At 53.9% G+C, this 23730-nt stretch carries 26 protein-coding genes; 15 read left to right on the top strand and 11 right to left on the bottom strand.

Annotation, left to right across the window (positions count from 1 at the left end; genetic code table 11):
* Window positions 1-18: 18 nt before the first annotated feature.
* Together Q1L85_RS02525 and Q1L85_RS02520 are read right to left on the bottom strand one after the other, a co-directional pair.
* Window positions 19-1308 carry an HlyC/CorC family transporter gene (locus tag Q1L85_RS02525; protein WP_300432170.1) on the bottom strand — a complete coding sequence of 430 codons (1290 nt, stop codon included), beginning with the start codon at window positions 1306-1308 and terminating at the stop codon, window positions 19-21.
* 70 nt (window positions 1309-1378) lie between these two features.
* On the bottom strand, window positions 1379-2176 hold the full coding sequence (locus Q1L85_RS02520; RefSeq protein WP_300425443.1) for an inner membrane protein YpjD: 798 nt from the start codon (window positions 2174-2176) through the stop codon (window positions 1379-1381).
* 146 nt (window positions 2177-2322) lie between these two features.
* On the opposite strand from Q1L85_RS02520, the gene ffh reads away from it, so the two are divergent.
* The 5 genes from ffh (at window position 2323) to Q1L85_RS02495 (ending at window position 5711) form a co-directional block, all read left to right on the top strand.
* The gene (gene ffh / locus Q1L85_RS02515; RefSeq protein ID WP_300425445.1) at window positions 2323-3726 is read left to right on the top strand and encodes a signal recognition particle protein; all 1404 of its coding nucleotides are present in this window, start codon (window positions 2323-2325) and stop codon (window positions 3724-3726) included.
* Window positions 3727-3921: 195 nt separating this feature from the next.
* Entirely contained in the window at window positions 3922-4341 is a 420-nt protein-coding gene (locus Q1L85_RS02510; RefSeq protein ID WP_300425446.1) for a secondary thiamine-phosphate synthase enzyme YjbQ, read from the top strand.
* Window positions 4342-4992 (top strand): pirin family protein, encoded by a 651-nt coding sequence (locus Q1L85_RS02505; protein WP_300425448.1) that lies wholly within the window; start codon window positions 4342-4344, stop codon window positions 4990-4992.
* Window positions 4993-5054: 62 nt separating this feature from the next.
* Window positions 5055-5456, top strand: a complete 402-nt coding sequence (locus tag Q1L85_RS02500; protein ID WP_300425450.1) for a GNAT family N-acetyltransferase — start codon at window positions 5055-5057, stop codon at window positions 5454-5456.
* A gap of 12 nt (window positions 5457-5468) precedes the next feature.
* A complete protein-coding gene (locus Q1L85_RS02495) occupies window positions 5469-5711 on the top strand; it encodes a DUF2164 domain-containing protein (RefSeq protein ID WP_300425451.1) in 243 nt (80 codons plus the stop codon).
* Window positions 5712-5750: 39 nt separating this feature from the next.
* On the opposite strand, the gene Q1L85_RS02490 is transcribed toward Q1L85_RS02495, so the two are convergent.
* Complete coding sequence (locus Q1L85_RS02490) at window positions 5751-7061, bottom strand: DEAD/DEAH box helicase (RefSeq protein ID WP_300425453.1); 1311 nt, start codon at window positions 7059-7061, stop codon at window positions 5751-5753.
* Between the two features lie 60 nt (window positions 7062-7121).
* Window positions 7122-8237 carry an NADH:flavin oxidoreductase gene (locus tag Q1L85_RS02485; protein ID WP_300425454.1) on the bottom strand — a complete coding sequence of 372 codons (1116 nt, stop codon included), beginning with the start codon at window positions 8235-8237 and terminating at the stop codon, window positions 7122-7124.
* A 155-nt stretch (window positions 8238-8392) separates the two neighbouring features.
* On the opposite strand from Q1L85_RS02485, the gene Q1L85_RS02480 reads away from it, so the two are divergent.
* The 6 genes from Q1L85_RS02480 (at window position 8393) to Q1L85_RS02455 (ending at window position 14276) form a co-directional block, all read left to right on the top strand.
* On the top strand, window positions 8393-8896 hold the full coding sequence (locus Q1L85_RS02480) for a DUF3087 family protein (protein ID WP_300425455.1): 504 nt from the start codon (window positions 8393-8395) through the stop codon (window positions 8894-8896).
* Window positions 8897-8972: 76 nt separating this feature from the next.
* Complete coding sequence (gene thrC / locus Q1L85_RS02475; RefSeq protein ID WP_300425496.1) at window positions 8973-10382, top strand: threonine synthase; 1410 nt, start codon at window positions 8973-8975, stop codon at window positions 10380-10382.
* A gap of 80 nt (window positions 10383-10462) precedes the next feature.
* On the top strand, window positions 10463-10930 hold the full coding sequence (locus tag Q1L85_RS02470; RefSeq protein ID WP_300425456.1) for a DUF2947 domain-containing protein: 468 nt from the start codon (window positions 10463-10465) through the stop codon (window positions 10928-10930).
* A 107-nt stretch (window positions 10931-11037) separates the two neighbouring features.
* Entirely contained in the window at window positions 11038-11790 is a 753-nt protein-coding gene (locus Q1L85_RS02465; protein WP_300425458.1) for an ATP-dependent zinc protease, read from the top strand.
* A complete protein-coding gene (locus Q1L85_RS02460) occupies window positions 11787-13301 on the top strand; it encodes an inactive transglutaminase family protein (protein ID WP_300425459.1) in 1515 nt (504 codons plus the stop codon). Before Q1L85_RS02465 ends, Q1L85_RS02460 begins: the two co-directional genes overlap by 4 nt.
* Window positions 13302-14276 (top strand): alpha-L-glutamate ligase-like protein, encoded by a 975-nt coding sequence (locus Q1L85_RS02455; RefSeq protein WP_300425461.1) that lies wholly within the window; start codon window positions 13302-13304, stop codon window positions 14274-14276.
* On the opposite strand, the gene Q1L85_RS02450 is transcribed toward Q1L85_RS02455, so the two are convergent.
* On the bottom strand, window positions 14250-15083 hold the full coding sequence (locus Q1L85_RS02450; RefSeq protein ID WP_300425463.1) for an HDOD domain-containing protein: 834 nt from the start codon (window positions 15081-15083) through the stop codon (window positions 14250-14252). The two genes, Q1L85_RS02455 and Q1L85_RS02450, sit on opposite strands and share 27 nt — an antisense overlap.
* Window positions 15084-15168: 85 nt before the next feature.
* Here Q1L85_RS02450 and Q1L85_RS02445 point away from each other — a divergent pair, with 85 nt between their 5' ends.
* A complete protein-coding gene (locus Q1L85_RS02445; RefSeq protein WP_300425464.1) occupies window positions 15169-16098 on the top strand; it encodes an NAD(P)-dependent oxidoreductase in 930 nt (309 codons plus the stop codon).
* Complete coding sequence (locus Q1L85_RS02440; protein WP_300425466.1) at window positions 16098-16868, top strand: hydroxypyruvate isomerase family protein; 771 nt, start codon at window positions 16098-16100, stop codon at window positions 16866-16868. The genes Q1L85_RS02445 and Q1L85_RS02440 overlap by 1 nt, the downstream gene beginning before the upstream one ends.
* Here the strand turns inward: Q1L85_RS02440 and Q1L85_RS02435 are convergent.
* Window positions 16860-17267 carry a DUF1289 domain-containing protein gene (locus tag Q1L85_RS02435; protein WP_300425467.1) on the bottom strand — a complete coding sequence of 136 codons (408 nt, stop codon included), beginning with the start codon at window positions 17265-17267 and terminating at the stop codon, window positions 16860-16862. The two genes, Q1L85_RS02440 and Q1L85_RS02435, sit on opposite strands and share 9 nt — an antisense overlap.
* 108 nt (window positions 17268-17375) lie before the next feature.
* Window positions 17376-17588 carry a cold-shock protein gene (locus tag Q1L85_RS02430; RefSeq protein WP_300425468.1) on the bottom strand — a complete coding sequence of 71 codons (213 nt, stop codon included), beginning with the start codon at window positions 17586-17588 and terminating at the stop codon, window positions 17376-17378.
* 346 nt (window positions 17589-17934) lie between these two features.
* On the opposite strand from Q1L85_RS02430, the gene Q1L85_RS02425 reads away from it, so the two are divergent.
* Complete coding sequence (locus Q1L85_RS02425; protein ID WP_300425470.1) at window positions 17935-18867, top strand: class I SAM-dependent methyltransferase; 933 nt, start codon at window positions 17935-17937, stop codon at window positions 18865-18867.
* Here the strand turns inward: Q1L85_RS02425 and Q1L85_RS02420 are convergent.
* Complete coding sequence (locus Q1L85_RS02420; protein ID WP_300425472.1) at window positions 18834-19328, bottom strand: DUF1439 domain-containing protein; 495 nt, start codon at window positions 19326-19328, stop codon at window positions 18834-18836. The genes Q1L85_RS02425 and Q1L85_RS02420 overlap by 34 nt on opposite strands.
* An 11-nt stretch (window positions 19329-19339) precedes the next feature.
* Entirely contained in the window at window positions 19340-20299 is a 960-nt protein-coding gene (locus tag Q1L85_RS02415) for a bile acid:sodium symporter family protein (RefSeq protein WP_300425473.1), read from the bottom strand.
* A gap of 112 nt (window positions 20300-20411) precedes the next feature.
* Between Q1L85_RS02415 and Q1L85_RS02410 the strand changes: the two genes are divergently transcribed.
* The gene (locus Q1L85_RS02410; RefSeq protein WP_300425475.1) at window positions 20412-21023 is read left to right on the top strand and encodes a flavin reductase family protein; all 612 of its coding nucleotides are present in this window, start codon (window positions 20412-20414) and stop codon (window positions 21021-21023) included.
* On the opposite strand, the gene feoB is transcribed toward Q1L85_RS02410, so the two are convergent.
* Window positions 21024-23324, bottom strand: coding sequence for a Fe(2+) transporter permease subunit FeoB (feoB, locus tag Q1L85_RS02405; RefSeq protein ID WP_300425476.1), 2301 nt, complete (start codon window positions 23322-23324; stop codon window positions 21024-21026).
* On the bottom strand, window positions 23321-23557 hold the full coding sequence (locus Q1L85_RS02400; RefSeq protein WP_300425477.1) for a FeoA family protein: 237 nt from the start codon (window positions 23555-23557) through the stop codon (window positions 23321-23323). The genes feoB and Q1L85_RS02400 overlap by 4 nt, the downstream gene beginning before the upstream one ends.
* Window positions 23558-23730: the final 173 nt, after the last annotated feature.

Raw genomic sequence — 23730 nt, 5'->3', positions numbered from 1 at the left:
CCTACCCCGCTCTGGGAATCAATCGTCCGCGTCGCGGAATTTCGGATCGAAGGTGACTTTCGCGCTGCGGATGGTGTTGTCTTTGATCTGCATGATCTCGATCCGGTAGCGTCCCATGCGCAGGCAGACCGGCGCTTCAGGAATATGCTCCAGGTACTCAACGATCATACCGCTGACAGACTTAGGACCGTCGGTAGGAAGGTCCCAGTGCATGGTCTTATTCACGTCGCGGACAAATGCCGTACCGTCGATGATAAAGCTGCCGTCGTCCTGAGGATGGACATCAGGCGAGCTGCTTGAGGCCACGTCAGTGGTAAACTCGCCCACGATTTCTTCGAGGATATCTTCCAGGGTACAGATGCCCTGCACATCGCCGTATTCATCGACGACCAGTGCGATACGACGCTGGTACTTCTGGAAGTTAAACAGCTGCGTATGCAGTGGCGTACTTTCCGGAATGAAGTAGGGCTCACGACTCAGTTTTTCGATGTCCTGTTTCAGGTACTCACCAGATGACAGAAACCGGCTGATGTTGCGGGTATGAAGCACACCAACAACATCATTAATGTCGCCACGGTATACCGGCAGGCGGGTGTGCTGAGTGGTCCGCAGCTGCTGAATGATATCGCCCAGTGGATCTTCCAGGTTGATACCGATGATCTCATTGCGCGGAACCATGATGTCGTTAACCGTCATCTTTTCCAGATCAAGAATAGAGATCAGCATGTGCTGGTGGCGCTTCGGAATCATAGAGCCGGCTTCGCGCACGACCGTACGCAGTTCTTCGGTGCTGAGGTTGTCTGGCGTGGCGTTGTTTACATCGATCCGGATAAGACGCAGCAGAGCGTTGGCAATGGTGTTTACGAACCAGACGGCCGGATGCAGCGCCCACTGCAGTCCGATCAGAATCCGTGAGGCCGGAAACGCGATCTTCTCGGGAGCAATGGCGGCCAGAGTTTTAGGCGTCAGCTCAGCGAAGATCAGCACGATCAGTGTGAAGAGTATCGTGTTTACAAAGACGGCAAGATCCGGGTTATCAGGCCAGAGACGCTGGCTGATAATGGTGGCGAGAGCGGCCGCAGCAAAGTTAACCAGGTTGTTACCAGTGAGGATGGTACCGATAAGACGATCGGGCTTTTCCAGCAGTTTTACTGCCCGTTCTGCGCCTTTGTGTTTGCTTCTGGCGAGGTGGCGTAGCCGGTAACGGTTCAGGGACATCATGCCCGTTTCGGAACTGGAGAAAAATCCTGACAGAATGATCAGGAGAGCAAGTATGCCGAAAAGCACACTTAAGGGAACGTCGTTCAAGACGGAATCCTGTCGTTATAAAGATTCCGCCATCATAGGCACTGTGTTGTTACTGTCAACCCGGCCCCTGTTATCTGGCCAGAATGTACTCCAGAACGAACTGGCTTCCGAAGTACGCCAGAATCAGAAAAGCGGTTCCTGTGATTGTCCACTTGCCGGCAACCGGGCCTCTCCAGCCAAAACGGTAACGTCCGAAGAGCAGGGTGGCGAACACGGCCCAGCCAATGGTTGCAAAGGCTACTTTATGGACGAGGTGCTGAGCTTTGAGATCAACTACGACGGGCCAGCCAATAGCAAAGGCGGCACTCAGCAGAATGATGCCCAGCCAGATCATTTCAAACAGCAGTGCATCCATTGTCTGCAGAGGGGGTAGCGATCTCAGCAGGCCGCGCGTTTTATGCTGGCGTAACTGCTGGTCCTGCAGCATCACGAGGATGGCCTGTACAGAGGCAATGGTAAACAGACTGAACGCCAGTATCGACAGGAGGATATGCCACACCAGGGCGTAGCTGACATTGCTGATAAAAACATGGTGATCAACCGATGCCGCGATCAGAGCGATGACGGCGGCCATGGGTACCAGGCCAATAAACAGATTGTCGACAGGCTTCTTCCAGGCAGAGAACAGCAACAGAAGTACGACAACCAGTGAAATCAGTGAGCCGACCTGAAACATGGCCAGATTCGGGCCCTGCGGGGTAATAAAAGTGAACGACAACGACGCAAGGTGGAACAGGGCGCCTGCGCCTGTCAGTGACAGGAGTTGTCCACGCGCTGAGGGGGCAGCACCACGGGCAGTCTGCCATTGACGCCAGGCCCCGGCGATGTAGAGAGCGGCGGCTACAACCGCCAACAGCTTACCTGTCATGTATCTTCCTCAAACAGAGGGCGTCAGTGTCGCACAAGGTGCCGGCTCACGGAAGTGGTGGAAATGACAGAAGCACCGGACTTGGGGAGACTTGGTTCATCGCGTTATACTCTCCCTTCTTTATATGTACAGACAGAGTCACCGAGATGTTTGAGAGCCTTACCGACCGACTCAGTAGTGCCCTGAAAGGAATTACCGGACAGGCAAAACTGACGGATGAAAACATTAAAGGCACTATGCGTGAAGTACGCATGGCGCTGCTTGAAGCCGACGTAGCACTGCCCGTCGTTAAGGCGTTTACCGAGCAGGTAAAAGAGCGGGCTATCGGCACCGAGGTGATGAAAAGCCTTAACCCGGGACAGGTCTTCCTGAAGATCGTTCATGAAGAGCTGCAGAGCGTGATGGGTGAGGCGAATGAAAAGCTGAACCTCGCTACTCAGCCGCCAGCCGTTGTGCTGATGGCGGGCCTTCAGGGAGCGGGTAAAACCACCACAGTGGGGAAACTCGCTAAATTCCTGATTGAGCGCGAAAAGAAAAAGGTCATGGTGGTGTCAGCCGACGTCTACCGTCCGGCCGCGATCAAGCAGTTGGAAACCCTCGCAGACTCTGTCGGTGCCAGATTCCATCCGTCGACGGCGGATCAGAAGCCTCTTGCTATCGCAGAGGGCGCCATAGACGCTGCCCGCCGCGGTGGTTATGACGTACTCCTCGTGGACACCGCCGGTCGTCTCACTGTCGATCAGGACATGATGGACGAGATCAAAGCGCTGCATGCGGGTATTAATCCGGTTGAAACCCTGTTTGTTGTTGATGCCATGACAGGTCAGGATGCAGCAAACACCGCTAAGGCGTTTAACGAAGCCCTGCCACTGACCGGTGTTGTTCTTACCAAGGCGGACGGTGACGCCCGTGGCGGTGCGGCACTTTCGGTCAGACATATCACCGGTAAGCCCATCAAATTTATGGGTATGGGTGAAAAAACCGAAGCACTCGAGCCTTTCCACCCTGATCGTGTGGCCTCACGGATTCTGGATCTTGGCGATGTTCTGACGCTGATCGAAGAAGCCGAGCGCAAGATCGATAAGAGCAAGGCCGATAAGCTGGCGAAAAAACTGAAAACCGGCAAGGGCTTCGATCTGGAAGATTTTCTGGATCAGATCCAGCAGATGAAGAATATGGGTGGCCTCACCGGTATGCTGGACAAGCTTCCCGGGATGGGCAATCTGGGTGCGATGGCCAAGCAGACTGACGCCGCAGAGAAACAGTTTAAGCAGATGGAATCCATCATCTTTTCGATGACAGTCGAAGAGCGTCGCTTCCCTGACAAAATTAATGGCTCGCGCAAGAAGCGTATTGCCCGCGGTTCCGGAACAGAAATTCAGGACATTAACCGTCTTCTGAAGCAGCACAAGCAGATGCAGAAGATGATGAAAAAGGTTACCGGCAAAGGCGGCATGAAGAAAATGATGCGTGCGATGGGCGGTATGGGTGGAATGGGCGGCCCGGGTGGTGGTATGCCGCCAGGGGGCATGCCACCGATGATGCGCTAAGCATCTGGCCCGAAGCTAGCTGCGTTGCAACAACTGTGTTGCAGAGTTTTCTGGAATGCTCACGTATTACAATACGCTCCGCTTCCATAAAACTCTGCGCCTTGTTGTTGCAGCCTCGCTGACGCTCCTACTCAGTATCCGGCATCACCGCGTTTCGCCCTCAGACGTCTAACCTCCGCCCCGGGATATACTTCTATGTGGACCCAGAAAACCCTGCAACTAAAATCACGATCCCGTGGTTTCCACTTAATTACTCACGATATTGAACAGGCGATTCCAGAGGTTCGCCGGGTGTCGGTCGGATTACTGCATGTCTTTATTCAGCATACGTCCGCGTCCCTGACGATCAATGAAAACGCTGATCCGACGGTGCGCACCGATTTTGAATCGGTGTTTAACCGTCTGGTGCCTGAAAATCAGCCATTCTATCAACATACTCTTGAAGGGTCGGACGACCTTCCTGCTCATATTAAATCCAGCATTCTCGGCCCGTCACTCACGATTCCAGTGACCGACGGTGAGCTTAACCTGGGCACCTGGCAGGGGATTTATCTGTGTGAACACAGGAATTATGGCGGCAGCCGCCGGGTGATTCTGACGTTACAGGGTGAATAGTTGAAAATACTGCATTACGACGATCTGGATATCCTGAGTTTTGGTGGCATCCGAGAGCGAATTCTCGTGATGGACAGTCGCGAGTTTGGTGACCAGAAGCGTGAAGACACCTGGCAGGGGGAAGGACCGCTACGCTACCTTGCGCATGCAGCGTTCCGACCGGGCGGTTCTACCGGGCGTCATTCGCACAGCAATATTAATATCATCAGCATCATTACCCGCGGACGCATCAGACATGAGGGTACTGCAGGAGAGCAGGGGGATGTCGTCGCCGGGCAGGTGATGCTGCAGTGTTCTGGAGCTTCGGGCTTCAGCCACAATGAAATAAATCCGGATGACGATGTCGCAGGGATGGTGCAGATCTGGTTGCATCCCGGCAGCGAGGTCCTGCCGGGTCCGACATTGACGATATTCGACCCTGAGTCCGGTGATACTGATATCTGCCAACAGGATCGCTGGCGGGTTGTTGTTTCTGTCAGGCAGGCCGGTGACGTATTTTCACTGCCGGAAGGAGCTTTGTGCTATCTGTTTCAGGGCAATTGTCAGCACGATACCGGTATGCTTTTCCGCGGTAGTCTGTTTTATGCGACGGCAACCACACTGACGGCAGTTGATCAGGAAGCCCGCATTATTTCTTTCAGTGAATACTGAGTTTGGTTTTGAGCGGCCAGCGCCGTATGCTGGTGGACGACTAAAACACCAGGATGTGTCCCATGCCATTCAGCTTCCGGAAAAATGTCCGGATCTCTGTCGATGAATTCCGCAGCCTTCTCGAACGCTCGACACTGGGCGAACGTCGTCCCCTCGATAATCAGGTCTGTCTCGAAGGTATGCTCGAACATGCAAACCTGATCATCAGCGTATGGGACGGCGAAACGTTGGTGGGCATTGCGCGGAGCATGACGGATTTTCATTACGCCTGCTATCTGTCTGATCTCGCTGTTGATAGTGATTATCAGAGACAAGGACTGGGCCAGGCTCTTCTGAAACACACAGCAGATGCTCTTGAGGCGGGCTGTAAAATAATTCTTATCGCAGCACCGTCAGCCAATCATTACTATGAGCCCCTGGGCTTTGAACGAAGTGAGCGGTGTTGGGTCTACCAGAAAAACTAACGCGGGGGCGTAATGGATATTGAGTTCAGCAGAGAACAGACGGACAACATGGTAGCCAGAATTAAGCGCTATTTTGAAGACGAGTTACATCAGGACATTGGTAGTTTTGATGCTGAATTTCTGATTCAGTTCTTTTCGAAGGAGCTGGGCGGTACTTTCTATAACCGGGGATTGCAGGATGCGCACAGGTGCATCCAGGAAAAAATCCTGGAGGCCGACTATGTCATACAGGAGCTGGAGCAACCAGAGCCCTGAATAATGCAGGCCTTAGCGAGTGCATTCCGAATTCCAGGGTTACTTTTTTCTGCGTTTTCTGCGGTCTTTATTTCTGCCTGAACGGCCATCGTCGGAATGATCGAACATGCGGGGACCTCCGCCTCTCCCTGATGGCGCTGTTCGCTTTCCGGGAGCATTGGCGGTGCGATTTTTCGATACTAGAATCCCGCCTGACTGCGTTTCTGGCAGCTTGTGTGCTGGTTCGAATCCTGCTTCATTGTGACGCGGAATCAAGGCGCCGGTCAGTGCTTCGATCGCTGCCAGCTGATTTACTTCATCGGCGGTCACCAGCGAAATTGCCGAGCCTGTTTTGCCTTTGCGGCCGCTGCGTCCGATTCTGTGGACATAGTCTTCGGCGTTGAACGGTAAGTCGACATTGATGACTAGAGGCAGATCATCAACATCCAGACCGCGAGCAGCAACATCTGTGGCAATAAGAATACTAATCGCTCCCTCTTTGAAGGCCTGCATGGTGGCATTACGCGTGGCCTGAGACTTTTCGCCGTGAAGACCAGCGACGCTGTATCCTGCCTCGCTGAACAGATTTTCAAGCTCGTCGACCTGCCTGCGCATTTTCACAAATATCAGCGCCTGCTTCTCGCCGTGCTTTTTAATGAGATGCTCTAATAATTCGGTTTTACGCTTTTTATCCACCGGAATAACGCGTTGGATGACTGTCTCTGCAGCAGTGTTAGGTGCTGCTATTTCGATCATGGCAGGATCGCGCAACAATTCTTTCGCCAACTCTTTAATTCGCGGAGAGAACGTGGCCGAGAACAGCAGGGTCTGGCGGCGCTTCGGAAAGGCGCAGAACAGGTCATCCAGCTCATCCGCAAAGCCCAGATCCAGCATACGGTCTGCTTCGTCGAGTATCAGATATTTAAGATCTGGGAATTCCAATACGTTCTGGCGGTACAGATCCAGCAGTCGCCCCGGTGTGGCTACCAGAATATCAACGCCTTCTTTCACCGCCGCGATCTGAGGGTTGAGGGCAACTCCGCCGTATACCGCATAACTCTTAAATGGCAGCCCCTGACTGTATTTCAGTACAGCCTGAAGCACCTGTTCAGCCAGCTCCCGGGTAGGGACCAGTATCAGTGCTCTGACTGACGTCGGGCCTGAGATACGCGTAGTGGCCATACACTCGAGAACAGGGAGCGTGAAAGCGGCGGTTTTACCTGTACCTGTCTGCGCTGACGCCATCAGGTCGCGACCTTTCAGAGCGAGAGGGATTGCTTTCTCCTGAACCGGAGTAGTCTCCAGATATTTAAGTTGTTTCAGGTTGTTCTGCAGTACAGGTGAGAGCTTGAAGAGATCGAACGAGGTCATCAGGAGGGCCGCAGGATAGGGTAACTGTGTGGGGCAGTATACCCTATCCTTGTACTGGATTTACTTGAGTTCCATCAGCGATTTTTTGCTGTAATCGCTCAGCTCATCAAAGCGCCCCTCGCGTACTTTTATAACCCATTCCGGGTCCTGCAACAGAGCACGGCCGACGGCGACCAGCTCAAACTCTTCGTTTGCAAGGCGTTCTGCGAGTTCTTCGATATTACCGCTGGCAACGCCAGAGGCGTCGACCATATCGCGTTTGTCTTCATCAATAAAACTGGCGTTCAGGCCGACACTGCCGACGGTGATCACTGGCTTGCCTGTAATCTGTTTCGTCCAGCCTGCCAGGTTGAGATCTGAACCTTCGAACTCTTTTTCCCAGAAACGACGGGTAGAGCAGTGGAAGATATCCACACCGGCATTGACGAGGGGCTTGAGGAAGGACTCCAGTTCTTCCGGGGTGTTACACAGACGGGCGTTATAGTCCTGTTGCTTCCACTGTGAAAAACGGAAGATGATCGGAAAATCCGGACCCACACGCTCACGGATCGCCATCACAATTTCACAGGCGAAACGGGTTCGGGCGACCAGATCGCCGCCATACTCATCGTCACGTTGGTTGCTGCCTTCCCAGAAGAACTGATCGACCAGATAGCCATGCGCACCGTGTACTTCAACGGCATCAAACCCTATGCGTTTTGAATCTTCAGCGGCCTGAGCAAACGCCTCGACGACTTCCTGAATATCTTGTTTGGTCATTGCAACGCCGGTTTCTTTTCCGGGTTTAAACAGACCGGAAGGGCTGTAGCCGGGTACTGATGGGTCTGGCTCAACTCCTTCTTTGCGCACGGCACCTACATGCCAGAGCTGTGGAGCGATTTTCCCGCCTGCAGCATGAACAGCATCGACGACTTTCTTCCAGCCTGCGAGCGCTTCTTCGCCGTATATGAACGGGACGCGGGGATAACCATTAGCAGCCTTGTGCCCAATGCAGGTACCTTCAGTAATGATCAGGCCAACTTCATTTTTCGCCCGACGTTCGTAGTAGGCGACGTTAAGGTCGTTGGGAACGTTACCCGGTGAATAGGTCCGGGTCATAGGCGCCATCACTATCCGGTTGGACAATTCAAGAGGGCCCAGGGTGACTGGCTGAAAGAGGGCGTCTATTTTGCTCATGGAAACTCCACATTATGTTGTTTGCGGTGTAGCTTATCCCGGCGCTACGAGCCTGTAACGTGTTAAATGTGCCATTGCCGGGAATTGCCGCGATATAAAGTTTCATCACGGACTCAGAGTCGCTATTCTCGCCACCCTGTAGTAAGGAGAGAGCCATGAAGCTAAGAAAAATTGATAAAGCGACCTATCAGGAGCGCCGCTCACGCATCCAGTGGAGCATGATTGCCGGTCTGTTCGTTATCGCATTGAGTTCATCTGAATTATACCGTTATCTTTTTGCGGCGGGTGAATCCAGTTTCTGGCTCAACGCAGCCGGGGTAGCGACCGCTGTGGGTATAGTGACTCTGGTGCTCTTCCGTCTGCGTGATACAGAATATTTTGATGAAGTGCACTATGTCTGGAAGCTCAAGCAGGAGCTGAACCGTATTTACCGCGCCCAGAAAAAGCTGGATGCGGCGGTACAGGAGGGGCGCAGAGAGGCCATGATTATCCGCCTTTACAACCTCGAAGGCTCGCGGCAGGTCTACGATCTGGACGACAACACGCTTACCATGAGCGAGCTGTCCAAAGAGCTGAGTGATCTGCGTGATCAGCTGGAAGAATCCGGCCTCAACATCAGTGTTGACGACTATCACCCGGAATTGCTGGATCGGCTCTGAGTGCGGGTGCGCATCGCCAGTAAAGCATGTAAACTACGCGCATTTTTAATGAACACCCTTGGGTCTCCCAGTCATGATGAAATATATCTCCACGCGCGGTAATGCGCCGGAACTCACCTTTGAAGACGTACTGCTGACAGGTCTGGCGACGGACGGCGGTCTCTATGTACCGAAAGAAGTACCACAGTATTCACTGGAAGAAATTCAGTCATGGCGCGACCTGCCTTACACTGAGCTGGCTCACAAAGTGATTTATCCCTTTGTTGAAGGGTGTGTCGACAGTGACGCCCTGAAAGGCATGCTGGAAGACGTGTATAACAACACGAACTTCGGTCACAAGGCGATTGCGCCTCTGCAGCAGCTGGATCACAACGAGTACGTCCTTGAACTGTTCCACGGTCCGACCCTGGCCTTTAAAGATTTCGCCCTGCAATTGCTTGGTCGTCTTCTGGACTATGTTCTGGAGCGTCGCAACGAGAAAGTCGTGATCATGGGGGCAACCTCCGGCGATACCGGTTCTGCGGCGATTGAAGGTACAAAAGCCTGCCGTAATGTGGATATTTTTATTCTGCACCCGAACGGTAAGGTGTCTGAGGTTCAGCGCCGTCAGATGACCACGGTTGAAGGCGATAATATTTATAACATCGCGATTGAGGGTAACTTCGATCAGGCGCAGGACATGGTCAAGGCAAGCTTTGGTGATCAGAGCTTCCTGCGTGGTGAGCGTAAACTCGTTGCCGTTAACAGCATCAACTGGGCCCGGATCATGGCTCAGATCGTTTACTACTTCTATTCAAGCCTGAATCTGGGTGGTCCGCTGCGTCCGATGGCGTACTCCGTACCTACCGGTAACTTCGGCGACATTTTTGCGGGCTATATGGCGCGTAAGATGGGGCTGCCGATTGAGCAGCTGGTGATTGCGACCAATACCAACGATGTTCTGCATCGTCTGATGAGCAAAAACCAGTATGAGGTGCGTCCGCTGAAGCACACCATCACACCGTCGATGGATATCGCAGTATCCAGCAACTTCGAACGTCTGCTGTTTGATCTGTATGACCGCGACGGTTCGGTACTGGCGGGCCTGATGGCAAAAATGAACGCTCGCGACGACATCATTTCTCTCGACGAAGATAAACTCGCCAAAGCCCGCGAACTGTTCGACAGTCTGGCAGTCGATGAACACACGACCGTTGAAGTGATGAAAGAAGTGTACGCTGAAACAGGCTACCTGCTGGACCCTCACACAGCGATTGGTGTCAAAGCCGCGCGAGAATGTCGTCGTAACCCGAACATTCCGATGATTACGCTGGGAACAGCGCATCCGGTGAAGTTTGAAGATGCCGTAGGACGCGCTGGTTTTGACATGCCAGAATTGCCGCATCATCTGAAAGACCTGATGGAGCGCGAAGAGCGTCTGTCTGTTCTGCCGGCAGACCTGAACACTGTTCAGCAGTTTATTGCAGAAAATACCTTCCGCGACTGATCGGGGAATGCCTCACTAAAGCCGCCATCAGGCGGCTTTTTTGTGTCATGCTGTTGTTATATTTACCTTCGGATACTGCTATGGATTATCAGACACTCTCAGACTATGACCAGGGTTGGATATTCCGCCACCGGGAGCTTCCGGTGCCCGACGAATTAGCGGCTGACATCCGCCCGCTGACAGCCGAGTCTGCTCTGGTGTACTGGCGTCAGCATGTCAGCAAAGAAGCCACGCACGCCAGCCATTTTCTCGGTGATGACTGGCCGTCGGCCAACGGGGTCTGGCATACCCGTGCTGACTGGCAGACCCAGTGGGAATCCGATGACAATTCGCTCCCGGAAGAACTGGATTTTCAGGACTGGGAAGCGAACACACAGGTGTTTTTCTGCTACGACAGCCAGCATGTGATCCAGACCAGCTGGCGCACTTTCCGCCAGTGCTGGAAGAATTTTCTGTTTTACGACGAGGAGCCTCTGCTCCTTGCACGCAAGCGTTTACAGGTTGCCCGTTTTCATTCAGACGGAAGTTTTGAAGTGGGTAGTCGCTGAGCATTGAACATCTGGTGATTAATTTGGTCTCAGAGCTTCCGGCAGGTTCTTTGCCGGGCATAATCTATGGTTAAATGCTGCATTCTTAGAAATACCGGGGTGTTTTTATGCTATCCAGAGTAGCGTGTTTCGCTGCTGCGATGAGCGCTGCGTCTCTCATGGCTGGTTGTAGTCACTGGCCAGGGCCGGACCATCGTCAGGTGACGATGCAGGGCATTTCGGAGGTCGTCAGGGAAGCGTGTACTGCGGATCAGAGTGTCCGCGACGATATCGATTCGCTCAGTGTTCAGTTAACGGAACAGGAGCAGCAGCTGCACTCGATCGAGGCCATGCTGGCAACACCAGCTCCGGTGGTGAAAGCACCCCCCGCGCCGGTTTCTGTCGTCAGCTGTAAGCCTGTCGCTAAAAAATCTCTGAATTTCGATAATAAAGTGGTTGTGGGGTCCAACGAGTGGATCTATCTGAACCCTCCGGGCATCCACCTGGCCGCGCGTGTTGACACCGGTGCCGCCACTTCCAGTATCAGTGCGACGAATATCGTACGGTTTGAACGGGATGGTAAACGCTGGGTGTCGTTTGACCTGGAAATCGACAACCAGGAGCCTGTGCATCTCGAAGCAAGACTTAAACGTAACGTCCGCATCCGTCAGGCCTCCTATGACGACACCGACCGTCGTCCAGTCGTCGAGCTGGACGTGATGTTGGGTGAGAATCTGAGACAGCAGACGGAGTTTACTCTGGCTGATCGCTCGCGGATGAGTTATCCGGTTCTGCTTGGACGATCTTTCCTGCGGGATATGGCTCTGGTCGATGTCGGCTCGGAATATCTGCACCCCAAAGTGGAGCCTGATGCGCCATGAGACGTCCGTCTGATTTAGCCTTGCCAGGGCTGGTCACTTTATTACTGCTTATCGGTACCGCATTAGTTCTGCATCGTCACTGGGTGTATGAAGTTCCTCTTATTTACGGAGAAACTCAGACCGTCTGGTCGCTCGAAGCCCGTATTGAATTCACTGCCGATGGCGGCCCGGTCAAAGTGTCCATGGCGCGTCCGGCAGAACAGTCGGATTTTACCATTCTGCGTCAGTCCGGAGCCTCGCCGGGCTACGGACTTAATTTTATTGAAGGGGCCGACCCGAGAGCTGAGTGGACTGTCCGGGCTGCCAGTGGTGCGCAGGAACTTTACTATCAGGTGGATGTGCTGGAGTCCGATAACTGGTCAGGGAATAATTTTCCCGCACCTAAAATAGTCAGTCCCGACTGGCAGGACCCATACCGCACTGCAGTTCTTACGGTTCTGGAAGGGGCTTATAACACCTCCTCCGACAACTTCAGTTTTGCGCGGGAACTGATCAAGCGTTTCAATCAGACCGATGCGCCTCAGCATATCCGCTTACTGAGACGTGCTTTCAATGGGCGCATGCCAAATCTGATGGCGGATATTCTGAACGAAGCTCAGGTTCCGGCCACGGTCGTCTACGGTCTGGAACTGGAAGACGGACGCCGCAGGCAATTACTGACGCCGCTGTTGCGGGTCTGGCAGGGCGGAAAAAGTCAGATTTTCCGCGTCAGTGATTCACCCGACGAAGAATTACCACTTCTGCTCTGGGAGCAGCGTGGCGCGCCAGTGCTGGATGTTATTGGTGGCCGTGATTCGCGCATCCGTTTCTCAATGATACGCCGCGAAGAATCAACCTACAGTGCACTGACTGAGCACACGGATACAGGGCAGAGTCTGCTGAATTTCTCGATTCACAGCCTGCCTGTCGAAGAGCAGGCAATGTTCAAAACCATATTGCTGCTGCCGGTCGGTGCGCTGGTGGTATGTATTCTCAGAATTCTGGTTGGCCTGCGTACCTCCGGTACCTTTATGCCTGTCCTGTTTGCAGTCGCTTTTATGCAGACGTCATTGGGCACAGGCATTGTTGGATTTGTGCTTGTGGTGGCCTGTGGTCTGTTCATACGCAGCTACCTGTCGCGACTGAATCTTCTCCTTGTTGCACGAATATCGGCGGTCATCGTGACGGTGATTGCCATCATCAGTCTGTTCAGTGTGCTTTCGTACAAGCTCGGTATGACCGAAGGTCTGAAGATCATGTTCTTCCCTATGGTCATTCTTGCCTGGACAATTGAGCGCATGTCGATTCTCTGGGAAGAAGAAGGCGGTAAGGAAGTCCTGATTCAGGGGGGCGGAAGTCTGCTCACTGCCGCTTTAGCGTACTGGGCGATGCAGAATCCCGTGGTACAGCATCTGACGTTCAACTTTATGGGTGTGCAGTTCATTATTGTCGGTCTGATTGTCATGCTCGGTGCGTATGCGGGTTACCGCCTGTCTGAGCTTCGGCGGTTTGCTTCGTTCAGGCAGCGTTAAATGTCGCGTTTTATTGCACCCTGGACTCTGCGAAGCTACGGCATACTGGGCATTAACCGCCGTAACAGCCGGTATATTGCCCGGTATAACCCACGCCGCCTCTTTCCGTTGGTGGACAACAAACTCAAAACTAAGCTGACCGTGCATCCGGCGGGCATTCCGACGCCCGCGCCGATAGGTACAGTAGCGGAGCAGTCTCAGGTCGCGGGATTGAGCAACCTGCTTGAAGGGCATGCCGGGTTTGCGATCAAGCCCTCAAAAGGCAGTGGTGGTAAAGGGATCATCGTAGTGACCGGCCGCGACGGTGACGAGTTTATCAAAGCCAGTGGGGCGCGTTTAACAATCTCTGATCTGCGCCGGGATGTATCCAATATACTGGCAGGCCTCTACAGTCTGGGCGGCAAACCTGACGTCGCAATTATCGAAGAGCTGATTCATGCCGATCCCCGATTCGATCGTTTCACGGTAGAAGGGGTGCCGGATATCCGGGTGATCGTCTGTCGCGGGTTTCCTGTGATGGCAATGATGCGCCTTGCGACTCATGCCTCCGATGGGAAAGCCAACCTGCATCAGGGGGCCGTCGGTGTGGGCCTTGATATGGCAACGGGACGCGCGCTGAATGCCGTGCAGTTTGGTCAGACGGTGACGCAACACCCGGACACCGGGCAACGGCTGGATGAGCTGGAAGTCCCCGATTGGGATGCCCTGCTTCTTATGGCTGCACGTTGTTATGAAGTAACTGGGTTAGGTTATCTGGGCACTGATATTGTGATTGACCGCGACAAGGGGCCGCAGCTTCTCGAACTGAACGCCCGTCCGGGACTGGCCATTCAGGTAGCAAACGGCGCAGGCCTGTTACCAAGACTGCGCCGCATTGATGATCTGTCAGACGCTGAGCTGTCGGCTCCTGCAGAGGAGCGGGTCAGGCTCAGCCAGAGCTGGTTTGGCTCAGTCGAGCAGACCGTCCAGTCCTGAGTTCAGGTCACCGATATTCGCCAGGTCTTTGTAGGCCCGGCCAACGTCCAGGCCAATTTTGTCGGCGACGGCCAGAGGGAAGCCCGCGACGATTTCATCCTCAGACATGTTTGAGTCATGAGCACGCTTCAGGTACTTGGCCAGATAAATAATGCCCGCTTCGGTTGAGTAATCAGCGTCTTCCTGCGGGTTGTTCTGTTCATGAATCGCCGTCTGAATAATTTCCGGAAACTTCCAGCGTTTCGCCAGTTCAGCACCCACATCGGCGTAGTTATAACCGAACTGACCATTCTCCAGTTCATGACGATGTGATGAGCCCATCGCTTCCGATTCATCCAGGTGCATCGCTTCTTTCGGATAGAACATGACCAGCAGCAGGCTGCCGACGGAATGCATCATGCCACAGGTAAAGGCGGTTTCTTTGTCTGCGCCCGGTACATAACCGGCAATCCACTTAGACAGTGCGGCGATACCGAAAGCATTGCGCCAGAACTTATTCTGGTCAAAGCCATCGAGTTTAAATGCGCCGGTCACGCCTGATGCCAGTACCATAGTGCGCAGTGTATTAAAGCCAAGCAGCATGACAGCATCGTGCGGATTGGCGATGGTGCGGGACACCCCGTAATGAGCAGAGTTAGCCAGTCGCAGGACCTTCGCGGTCAGAGACTGGTCGAGGGCTACTTTGCCGCTGATTTCATCAACATCGACGTCATTATCGTCATCACGGAAGCTTTCCATAAGCTCCTGAACCACACGAGGGATGTGCGGGAGTTGCTTAGGTTCAGCGAAAATAGAGGCCATATTCATAGTTATACTTCCTTCTCGAGTAACTGGAAGTAAGCATAGGACAGGGATGAAATTCTGCGTAAAAATCCTAGGTTAAGATTCGTTAATGATAAACTCGCCCAATCAGGCTGAGGCGGTACAGGGTGAAATCTCAATGAAAGAAGCGGCAATCGGATTTATTGGCATGGGCCTGATGGGGGTCCCTATGAGCCTGCGTCTGCATCAGGCCGGGTTTGATGTGAAGGTCTGGAACCGAAATCCAGAGAAGACAATGCCCTTAGCTGATAAGGGCGTTCAGGTATGCGAACACTTACAACAGCTGACCGGAGAATGTGAGATTCTGATGCTCTGTGTGTCGGACACCGCCGCTGTTGAAGCCGTCGTCTTTGGTGAGGGAGGCATTGCCACATACGCGAGGCCGGGTCAGGTGCTGGTCGACTTTTCCAGTATTGATCCCGCCGCAACCCGCAGCTTGGCGACCCGTCTGGAAAACGAGCGAGGGGTGAAGTGGGTTGATGCTCCGGTGTCAGGTGGCGTTGCGGGCGCAGAGCAGGGGTCACTGGCCATTATGGCGGGGGGTGAGGAAGCTCTGATCGATCAGCTTCGGCCGGTGCTGGCGCCTCTGTCGCAGCGTGTCACACGCATGGGGCCGACCGGTGCCGGCCAGGTGACCAAGATCTGCAATCAGATGATCGTCAGCTGCAATGTTCTGGTGATGGCCGAGGTGATGGCGCTGGCAGAGAAAGCTGGAGTTGATGCGGGTGCCATTCCGGGCGCTCTGAAAGGCGGCTTCGCCGATTCTGTTCCGCTTCAGCTCACAGGACCGCGCATGGCAGAGCGGGACTTTGATCCGGTGAAGTGGCATGTCCGAACGCTGCTGAAAGATCTCGATATGGCCAATGCGCTGGGCAAGTCGATGCAGAGTGCAATCCCTATGGCTGGACTTGGCGCCGAGCTGATGCGACTGCATGCCGCACAGGGCCACGCTGATGATGACCCCTGCACGCTGATTTCAATGTATGAGGAAAAGTCCTGATGAAATGGGCCGCCAACCTCTCTCTTCTGTATACAGAGTATCCGTTTATCGAACGTTTCAGTGCCGCTGCCGCTGATGGTTTCGATGCGGTTGAAATACAGTTCCCCTACGATACACCTGTCTCTGATATCAGGGCAGCACTTGATCGCAATGGACAGACCTGTGTGCTGATCAATGTTCCTGCTGGAGATCTGATGCAGGGCGGGGAAGGGCTGGCATCGGTTCCTGGTAAGCAGGGGGCTTTTGCGGATGCTTTGCAGCAGTGCGCAGAGTATGTCCGTGTTCTGCGGCCATCCCGTGTCAACGTGCTCGCGGGACGTTGCACTGATAAGTCACGCTACGATGAATACCGGAACGTGTTTCTGAATAACCTGCGTCTCGCAGACGAGGTGCTTTCTCCTCTCGGAGTGACCGTTACCTTTGAAGCAATCAATACGGTCGATATGCCGGATTTTCTGATCTCCACCTTCGCTGATATGACGTCGGTGATTGAGGATCTTGCAGGCCTGTCTGTTAAAATGCAGTTTGATATCTACCATATGGCAATGATGCAGCAGGATGTGACTGAACTGCTGCGTGGCAACATCGACCAGATTGGTCATATCCAGTTTGCTGATGCTCCGGGACGCAACGAGCCAGGCAAAGGGGCATTAGATTTTGCCTCTGTGTTTGCTGCGATCAGCGAGACTGGCTACGCGGGCTGGGTGGCTGCTGAATATCGCCCATCCGATGTTTCGACCAGCAGGACACTGGACTGGAAGTCAGAATAAATCGTATTGGCCGTGCTGAGGGAACGAGCTGTCAGGCTTTGCAGGCAGGTCCGTCCCGGACGGTGTGATCGCGTCTTTGGCAGCGTCAGGTGACAATGCTGCTACTGAGGTTACATCGCCGGTGTCTGCTGGGGTATCTGCAGGCAGGTCAAACAGGTCAGGTTGATCGATATCGTGAATATCATCATCGTCAGGCACAGGATTACGGTCGGCCTGAATTTTAAGCCTGCGACGTTCACACAGATTGATAATCAGCTGCTGCTGAAATGCACTGAACTCATTCCAATGAAAACGCTCCTGGCGAGAACGCAGACAACCTCTGCAATAGCCACGGTTGTTTGACGTGCATATGCCACGGCACGGATTTGGAATAGAGAAGAGTTCACCCTGATCGATCATGCAAAAACCATCCGGTTAATCTGCTGACAGATTACCAGTTAACTTGAGCCTGTCGAGAATGAAGTGCGCAAATGAAAAGGCCCGGTCAATTGACCGGGCCCTGAGAAATCATTCCGCTGGGGTAACGTTCTCAGCCTGAGGACCTTTCTGGCCCTGAACCACTTCCATGGTCACGAGCTGGCCTTCAGCAAGCGAACGACGGCCATTGCCGTTGATTGCGCTGTAGTGAACGAAAACGTCTTTGCCGGAGTCCTGTGCGATGAAGCCGAAGCCTTTCTCGTCGTTGAACCACTTGACGGTGCCTTGAACAATATTTGCCATCTTTTCTTTCCTGAGATTATTCACTGGTTTAACCAGTTTCGTGCATAACGTATGGCATTAGTTCAATACAGGCCGGACAGACCGGGCTTATAAACAAATAATGCCCTTATTAACAGAGATCTGTGTTTTCAGAACCCGTCAACAGGCCGCTCAATGAGGAACGACGCAGCCATAGTATCCCAAGAAGTGGTGCATACCAAGCGAAAAACAGTGGCTGAACGTAATGATTTTCTCAGTCAGGGCAAAGGCGACATTCTGCAGCGTCTGAGGTACTGTAACGCTTTTTTAACAGCAGGCCTTTTGGCCAGTCTAACTCACTGAAATATAACGGTTTCCGGAGTGCCCCGTGATAGACAATATTTCCTGGCCAACGAGTCACGAGGCGGTTCGCCTGTTTCACGGGCGCGGACACTTTTTTCCGGGCTACGAGCATATCACCGTCGATTGGTATTCACCGGTGGTTCTGATCACCTGTTTTGATGAACCTGACGTGGGTTGGCTGGAAGAGACGGCAACAGCACTGAAACAGGGGCTGGAAGAGCGGAGTTTCAGCGGTATCTCGGTCGTGGTGCAGTTCCGCTGCCGACGTGGGGCTCCCTTCGAGACTCTTATTGGTGAGGCGTCGGACGAAATGGCGATATGTGAAGACGGGCTGAAATACCGTCTCAGATTGTTTCAGAATCAGAATACCGGGCTGTTTCTGGATATGGCCAACGGTCGGCGTTGGGTCAGGGAGCATGCAGAGGGCAAGCGCGTTCTCAATCTTTTTGCCTATACCTGTGCCTTCTCTGTCGCTGCAGTCGCCGGGGGCGCAGAGTCCGTGCTGAATGTTGATATGGCGAAAGGCGCTCTGAGTACCGGACGCGATAACCACCGCCTGAACGGACAGGCATTGTCTCAGGTCCGTTTTGAGGGGGTTGATATTTTCCGCTCGTGGGGGCGTATTCGTCGCCACGGCCCCTACGATCTGCTTATCTGTGACCCGCCTACCTTTCAGAAGGGAAGTGTGGATATCGCACGCGACTACGCCCGGATTCTCCGCCGTCTTGATGATTTTATGTTGCCCGGGGCAGATATGTTGCTGTGTCTCAATGCGCAGAATCTGGATGAAGAATTTCTGCGCAGTGAAGTCAGCAGAGGGTGTCCCGGTGCAGAGTTGGTTGCTGCGATACCTGCACCGGAGGTCTTCAGGGAGGCGATGCCTGGCCGGGGTCTGAAGGTATTACACTATCGTTATTGGCCGGATCAGAATGGGCTGAAATCCAGCAACACTGAATGATCATTAATGGTCATGGATTTCAGCATCATACGGGCGATGCCCTGCTGACCTTCTTCTGACAGCGTGTAGACCGGCTGCCCTTCAAGAGAGGGCGCCAGAGTCTGTTGAGCGAGTTGAATGACAGACGGCTTGTAAGATGCCGGTACGCCCTCGATATTCAGGTCAATCACGGTCGGATTATCGATAAAGAAACTGTCACTGGCGTCATCGAAGCGCACGTCGCCTTCCGCAATCAGGTTGCCCCGCGACTGAATACCGATTGTCAGTACCAACTGAACATCAGCAGCCAGGCGAACCCGGTTGTTCTCATCCAGCAGATCAATGGCTGTGTTATCAATCGTCAGCGTTGCCAGCCGGCCCTGACGGGTGAGGGGCATGCGACTGTTCAGGGTGTCCTGTATCTGCTGTTCTGCAACTATGACTTCGTAGCTGTGGGCAGCGCTGCTCAGAAATACTGACATTAAGAAACTGATTAGTGGGGTCCGCATCCGCTTTTACTCCGCGATTCCTGACTTTTTTTAATGGCCCGCTCCGTTTGCCAGCGCCAGAAGCCGGCAAGAAGTGCTCCTGCAACATTCTGCCAGATACTGAACAGCGCTCCCGGCAGGGCCGCAAGTGGGCCGAAAAAGCTGTTTGCAAGCGCGACGCCAAGACCGGAATTCTGCATGCCGACTTCAATTGCTATGGTTCTTGCCTGTACCTGAGTGTGGCCATTCCAGCGGGCGATCAGATAGCCTGCAGTGAAACCGGCAAGGTTATGCAATATGACGGCCGCCATAAGACCATAACTGAGGCTGTTCAGTTCATCGGCGTTTGCAGCAACGATGATGGCGATAATAAACAGTATGGCGGCAGAGGCGATCAGTGGCAGGTGGCGCTCAGTGCTCTGGCGGACCACGGGCAGAAAGTGATTAACCGCGAGACCAGCAGCGACTGGCAGGATAACGATCTTTGCGATCATCAGCAGCATGCCGCTGGTGTCGGTTTCGATAAAGTCACCGGCATAGAAGCCAACCAGCCAGGGAGTCAGAACGACGCCCCACAGGGTGGAGGCCACGGTCATGGTGACCGATAAGGCGACATCCCCGCGTGCCAGATACGTCATCACATTAGACGCTGTTCCACCGGCGCAGCTGCCAACAATAATCAGACCGGCCGCGATTTCCGGGGCCAGCCCGAATATAAGTGCAAGGCCCCAGGCAAATAGCGGCATCAGGCCGAACTGCAGCACAATACCAAGAGCTACAGGCTCAGGCTTCTGCCAGATCCGCCGGAAGTCCTGCCAGCGCAGGGTCAGGCCCATAGTGAACATAATGATGGTGAGCAGGGGCACGATGGCACTGGTAAAGCCCAGCAGCGGTTCAGGCTGTTGCCAGGCGAGCAGGCTGACGATAACGGCAAGGATAGGAAACATCCGTTCGGTGGTAATCATCCAGTCTCCGTTGCGGGAATACGTTGGGATTGGCCTTATATAAGGTTTGTCAGGTGGGTGCAAGCGCAGCCCGCTCAGAGTAACCTTGCGGTTCGGATATCAGGAGGCCTTTGTGGATATTAAATTTACCGATAGAACCCCGCTGGAGCGTTATCACCTTCTTGTACAGTCAGTGATTCCCCGTCCGGTTGCCTGGATTCTTACTGCGGATGAAGATGGCTCGGTGAATCTTGCACCTTATTCTTTTTTTGCGCCGGTCTGCTCCGCGCCTCCGACACTGGTCGTTTCTGTGGGGCAGAAGTCCGCAGGTATTGAGAAAGACAGCTACCGGAACCTGCGTCGCAGTGGATGGTGTGTGGTGAATATTGCCGATGCCGCTCAGGTGGATGCGGTCAATATGTCCTCGGCGACGCTGGCGGCAGGTATCAGTGAAACGCAGGCCTTTGACATTGGCGTTGCCCCGGTCGAGGACTGGCCTCTGCCTCGTGTTGCGGCTTCGCCAGTGGCGTTTCTCTGTCGCTATCAACAACAGGTCGACCTGGGCAGTGGCCCGCAGCATGTGGTCTTTCTGGAAATTGAGCGTATGTATATAGATGAGGGGGTGATTGATCCAGCCGCTGAGCGCTTGCTTCTGTCGTCTGAACTGATCAATCCCATCGCTCGTCTGGGAGGCACTGAGTACGCTTCCCTGGGGCAGCGTACTCAGCGCAGTCGACCTGAATAATCAGTCGACGCTGGTGATTGGGATCATACGTGCATCGCGGGCCTTGCCGTATGCGCGCATCCGCCACAGGCAGAGTGCAATAAAGGCGATGCAGCCACCAATCCACGAAAGTGCGATGGCCGGCTGCGTGGTCAGTTGTCCCAGCTGATAAACGATCACAGCAGTTGTATAGGCCAGGCCGGTGCTCCAGCCGGTGACAAACAGCATCCAGCGGATACCGGATTCACGTGCCATCGCCCCCAGCGTTGCAACACAAGGGGTGTAGAGAAGGACAAAGACGAGGTAGGAGAAGGCAGCCCACTGGCTTCCGAACAACGTCTCCATTGTTGTGAAGGTTGAGTCATGCACGCCTTGCTCTTCACCCTGATCCGCACCGATCAGCGATAACCCGAGTGGGTCCAGCAGAGTGTCTGCGACGCCAGCCAGATTATCCGGAATGGTCATGATAGCTTCTGACAGACCACCGAGGAGGTCGAACTCACTGTCGTCGCCTGCTTCAGGGGAGTAGAGTGCGTCGAGGGTGCCGACGACGGCCTCTTTCGCAAAAATACCAGTGATAATACCTACGGTTGCTGGCCAGTTGTCTTCCTGCACACCCAAGGGGGAGAACGCAGGGGTGACGACGCGGGCGATACCGGAAAGTACCGATTTTTCATTATTCTCGTTACCGAACGAACCATCTGAACCAATGGAGTTCAGGAAGCTGAGGATTATTACCACAGTAATAATGGTTTTACCTGCACGCATAACGAACGAACGCAGGCGCTCCCAGGTTTTCAGCAGTACCCCTTTGACCGTTGGAATGTGATAGGCAGGCAGCTCCATCACGAAAGGCGTCAGCTCTGGCTTAAACAGAGTGTTCTTCAGCGCCATGCCTGTCAGCATCGCCATCGCGATCCCCAGCACATAGAGAATAAAGACCATCAGCGCGCCATTCTCTGTGAAGAAAGCCGCGGCGAACAGTGCGTACACACTCAGGCGTGCACCACAGGACATAAAGGGTGCCATGGCAATCGTGAGCAGGCGGTCTTTTTCAGTATCCATAGTCCGAGCTGCCATTACGGCGGGCACGTTGCAGCCGAAGCCCACGATCAGGGGGACAAACGATTTGCCGGGCAGTCCGACGCTGCGCATCAGGCGGTCCATTACGAAGGCTGCCCTGGCCATGTAGCCAGAATCTTCGATCACCGAGAGGAAGAGATACAGGCCGGCGATAACAGGAATAAAAGTAGCAACTAACTGAATACCGCCACCCAGGCCATCCGCCATCAGGGTTGTCAGCCATTGAGGCGAGCCGATGCTGTCCATGACTTCGCGGGTGCCGTCGACAAAGACCGTCGCGAAGGCGATATCGAAAAAGTCGATAAAAGCGCCGCCGATGTTAATCGCGAAGGTGAACATCAGGTACATCATGAAGAAGAAGAAAGGAATGCCGAGCCAGCGGTTGAGAACCCAGGCATCAATCTTCTCGGTCAGGGTCTGTCCGCGACTGTTGATCGTCAGTGCCTGTTGCAGAACGTGCTCGATTGCACGGTAACGGCTATTGGCAATCAGTACATCAATGGGCTGGCCATGTGCTTCTTCCAGCGATGTTCTCAGTCCCGCAGAAAGCGTGGCAATCTTCTGGCGCACTTCAGACGGGAGGCTGTTCAGTGCATAGACATCGCACTCCAGTGCCCGGGTTGCCGTCCAGTAGGCATTTTCGGTGTGGCCCTGGAGGGCGTCTTTCAATTGAGCCACTGCTTCTTCGACATCTTTATCCGGCCGGCTCATTGGCGTCGCAACGGTCGCATGCTCCAGTTTGTGAGCCATAGTTCTGCGCAGTTCCGGAATGCCGGTGTTTTCTGACGCAACGATAGGTACCACCGGAACGCCCAGCTGTTGTGACAGAACCTGGCAGTCGACATGAATGCCTTCGCGCTCGGCCACGTCGATCATGTTTACGGCGCAGATCACAGGCACGCCCATATCCAGCAGCTGCGACGTCAGGAACAGATTGCGATGAAGGTTGCTGGCATCGAGGATATTGATGATCAGATCCGCTTCGCCGCTCAGGGCGAATTCGCGGGCAATTTTCTCATCGGTGGACAGCTCATCGTCGTGGCTGTCGAGTGCGTATGTCCCGGGCAGGTCAACCAGTGTGTGTTGGGTACCACGCAGAGACAGCTGACCTTCTTTGCGATCAACTGTGACCCCGGGCCAGTTACCTACCTTCTGGCGCGCGCCGGTGAGTGCGTTGAAAAGAGTCGTTTTACCGCAGTTCGGATTGCCGATAACACCAATGATGGAACCATTACTCACAGAGCTTCTACCTCAATAATCGCTGCTTCCTGTTTCCGCAGACTGACGGACGCACCACGGAGCTGTATCTGTATCGGGTCGCCAAGAGGCGCAACGCGGCGGACTTCCACTTCGGCGCCAGGCATCAGGCCGAGCGCGAGTAGCTTACGGCGGAAGTTAGTTTCAACTGCAGTGAAGCCTGAAATTCGGGCTTTGCCGCCTACCTGGATTAGATCAAGAGTGGATTGCGTCATAAGGCTTCTCGGCGTGTGCCTCCGGGGTGACCTGGGGAACAGAGTAAATGGCGTTAATGATAATTCTTATCATTAAGTGGCGCAAGCACGCCTGGTGATTAATAAAGACAGTGATAGGAAGTGTTATATTTCTATTAATATATATTCTCCTGTGCATTGGATTTAGTTAATAT

It is taken from the genome of uncultured Thalassolituus sp. (genome assembly GCF_950066645.1).
Lineage (GTDB): Bacteria > Pseudomonadota > Gammaproteobacteria > Pseudomonadales > Oceanobacteraceae > Thalassolituus.
This window is presented reverse-complemented; position numbering and strand designations above follow the sequence as displayed.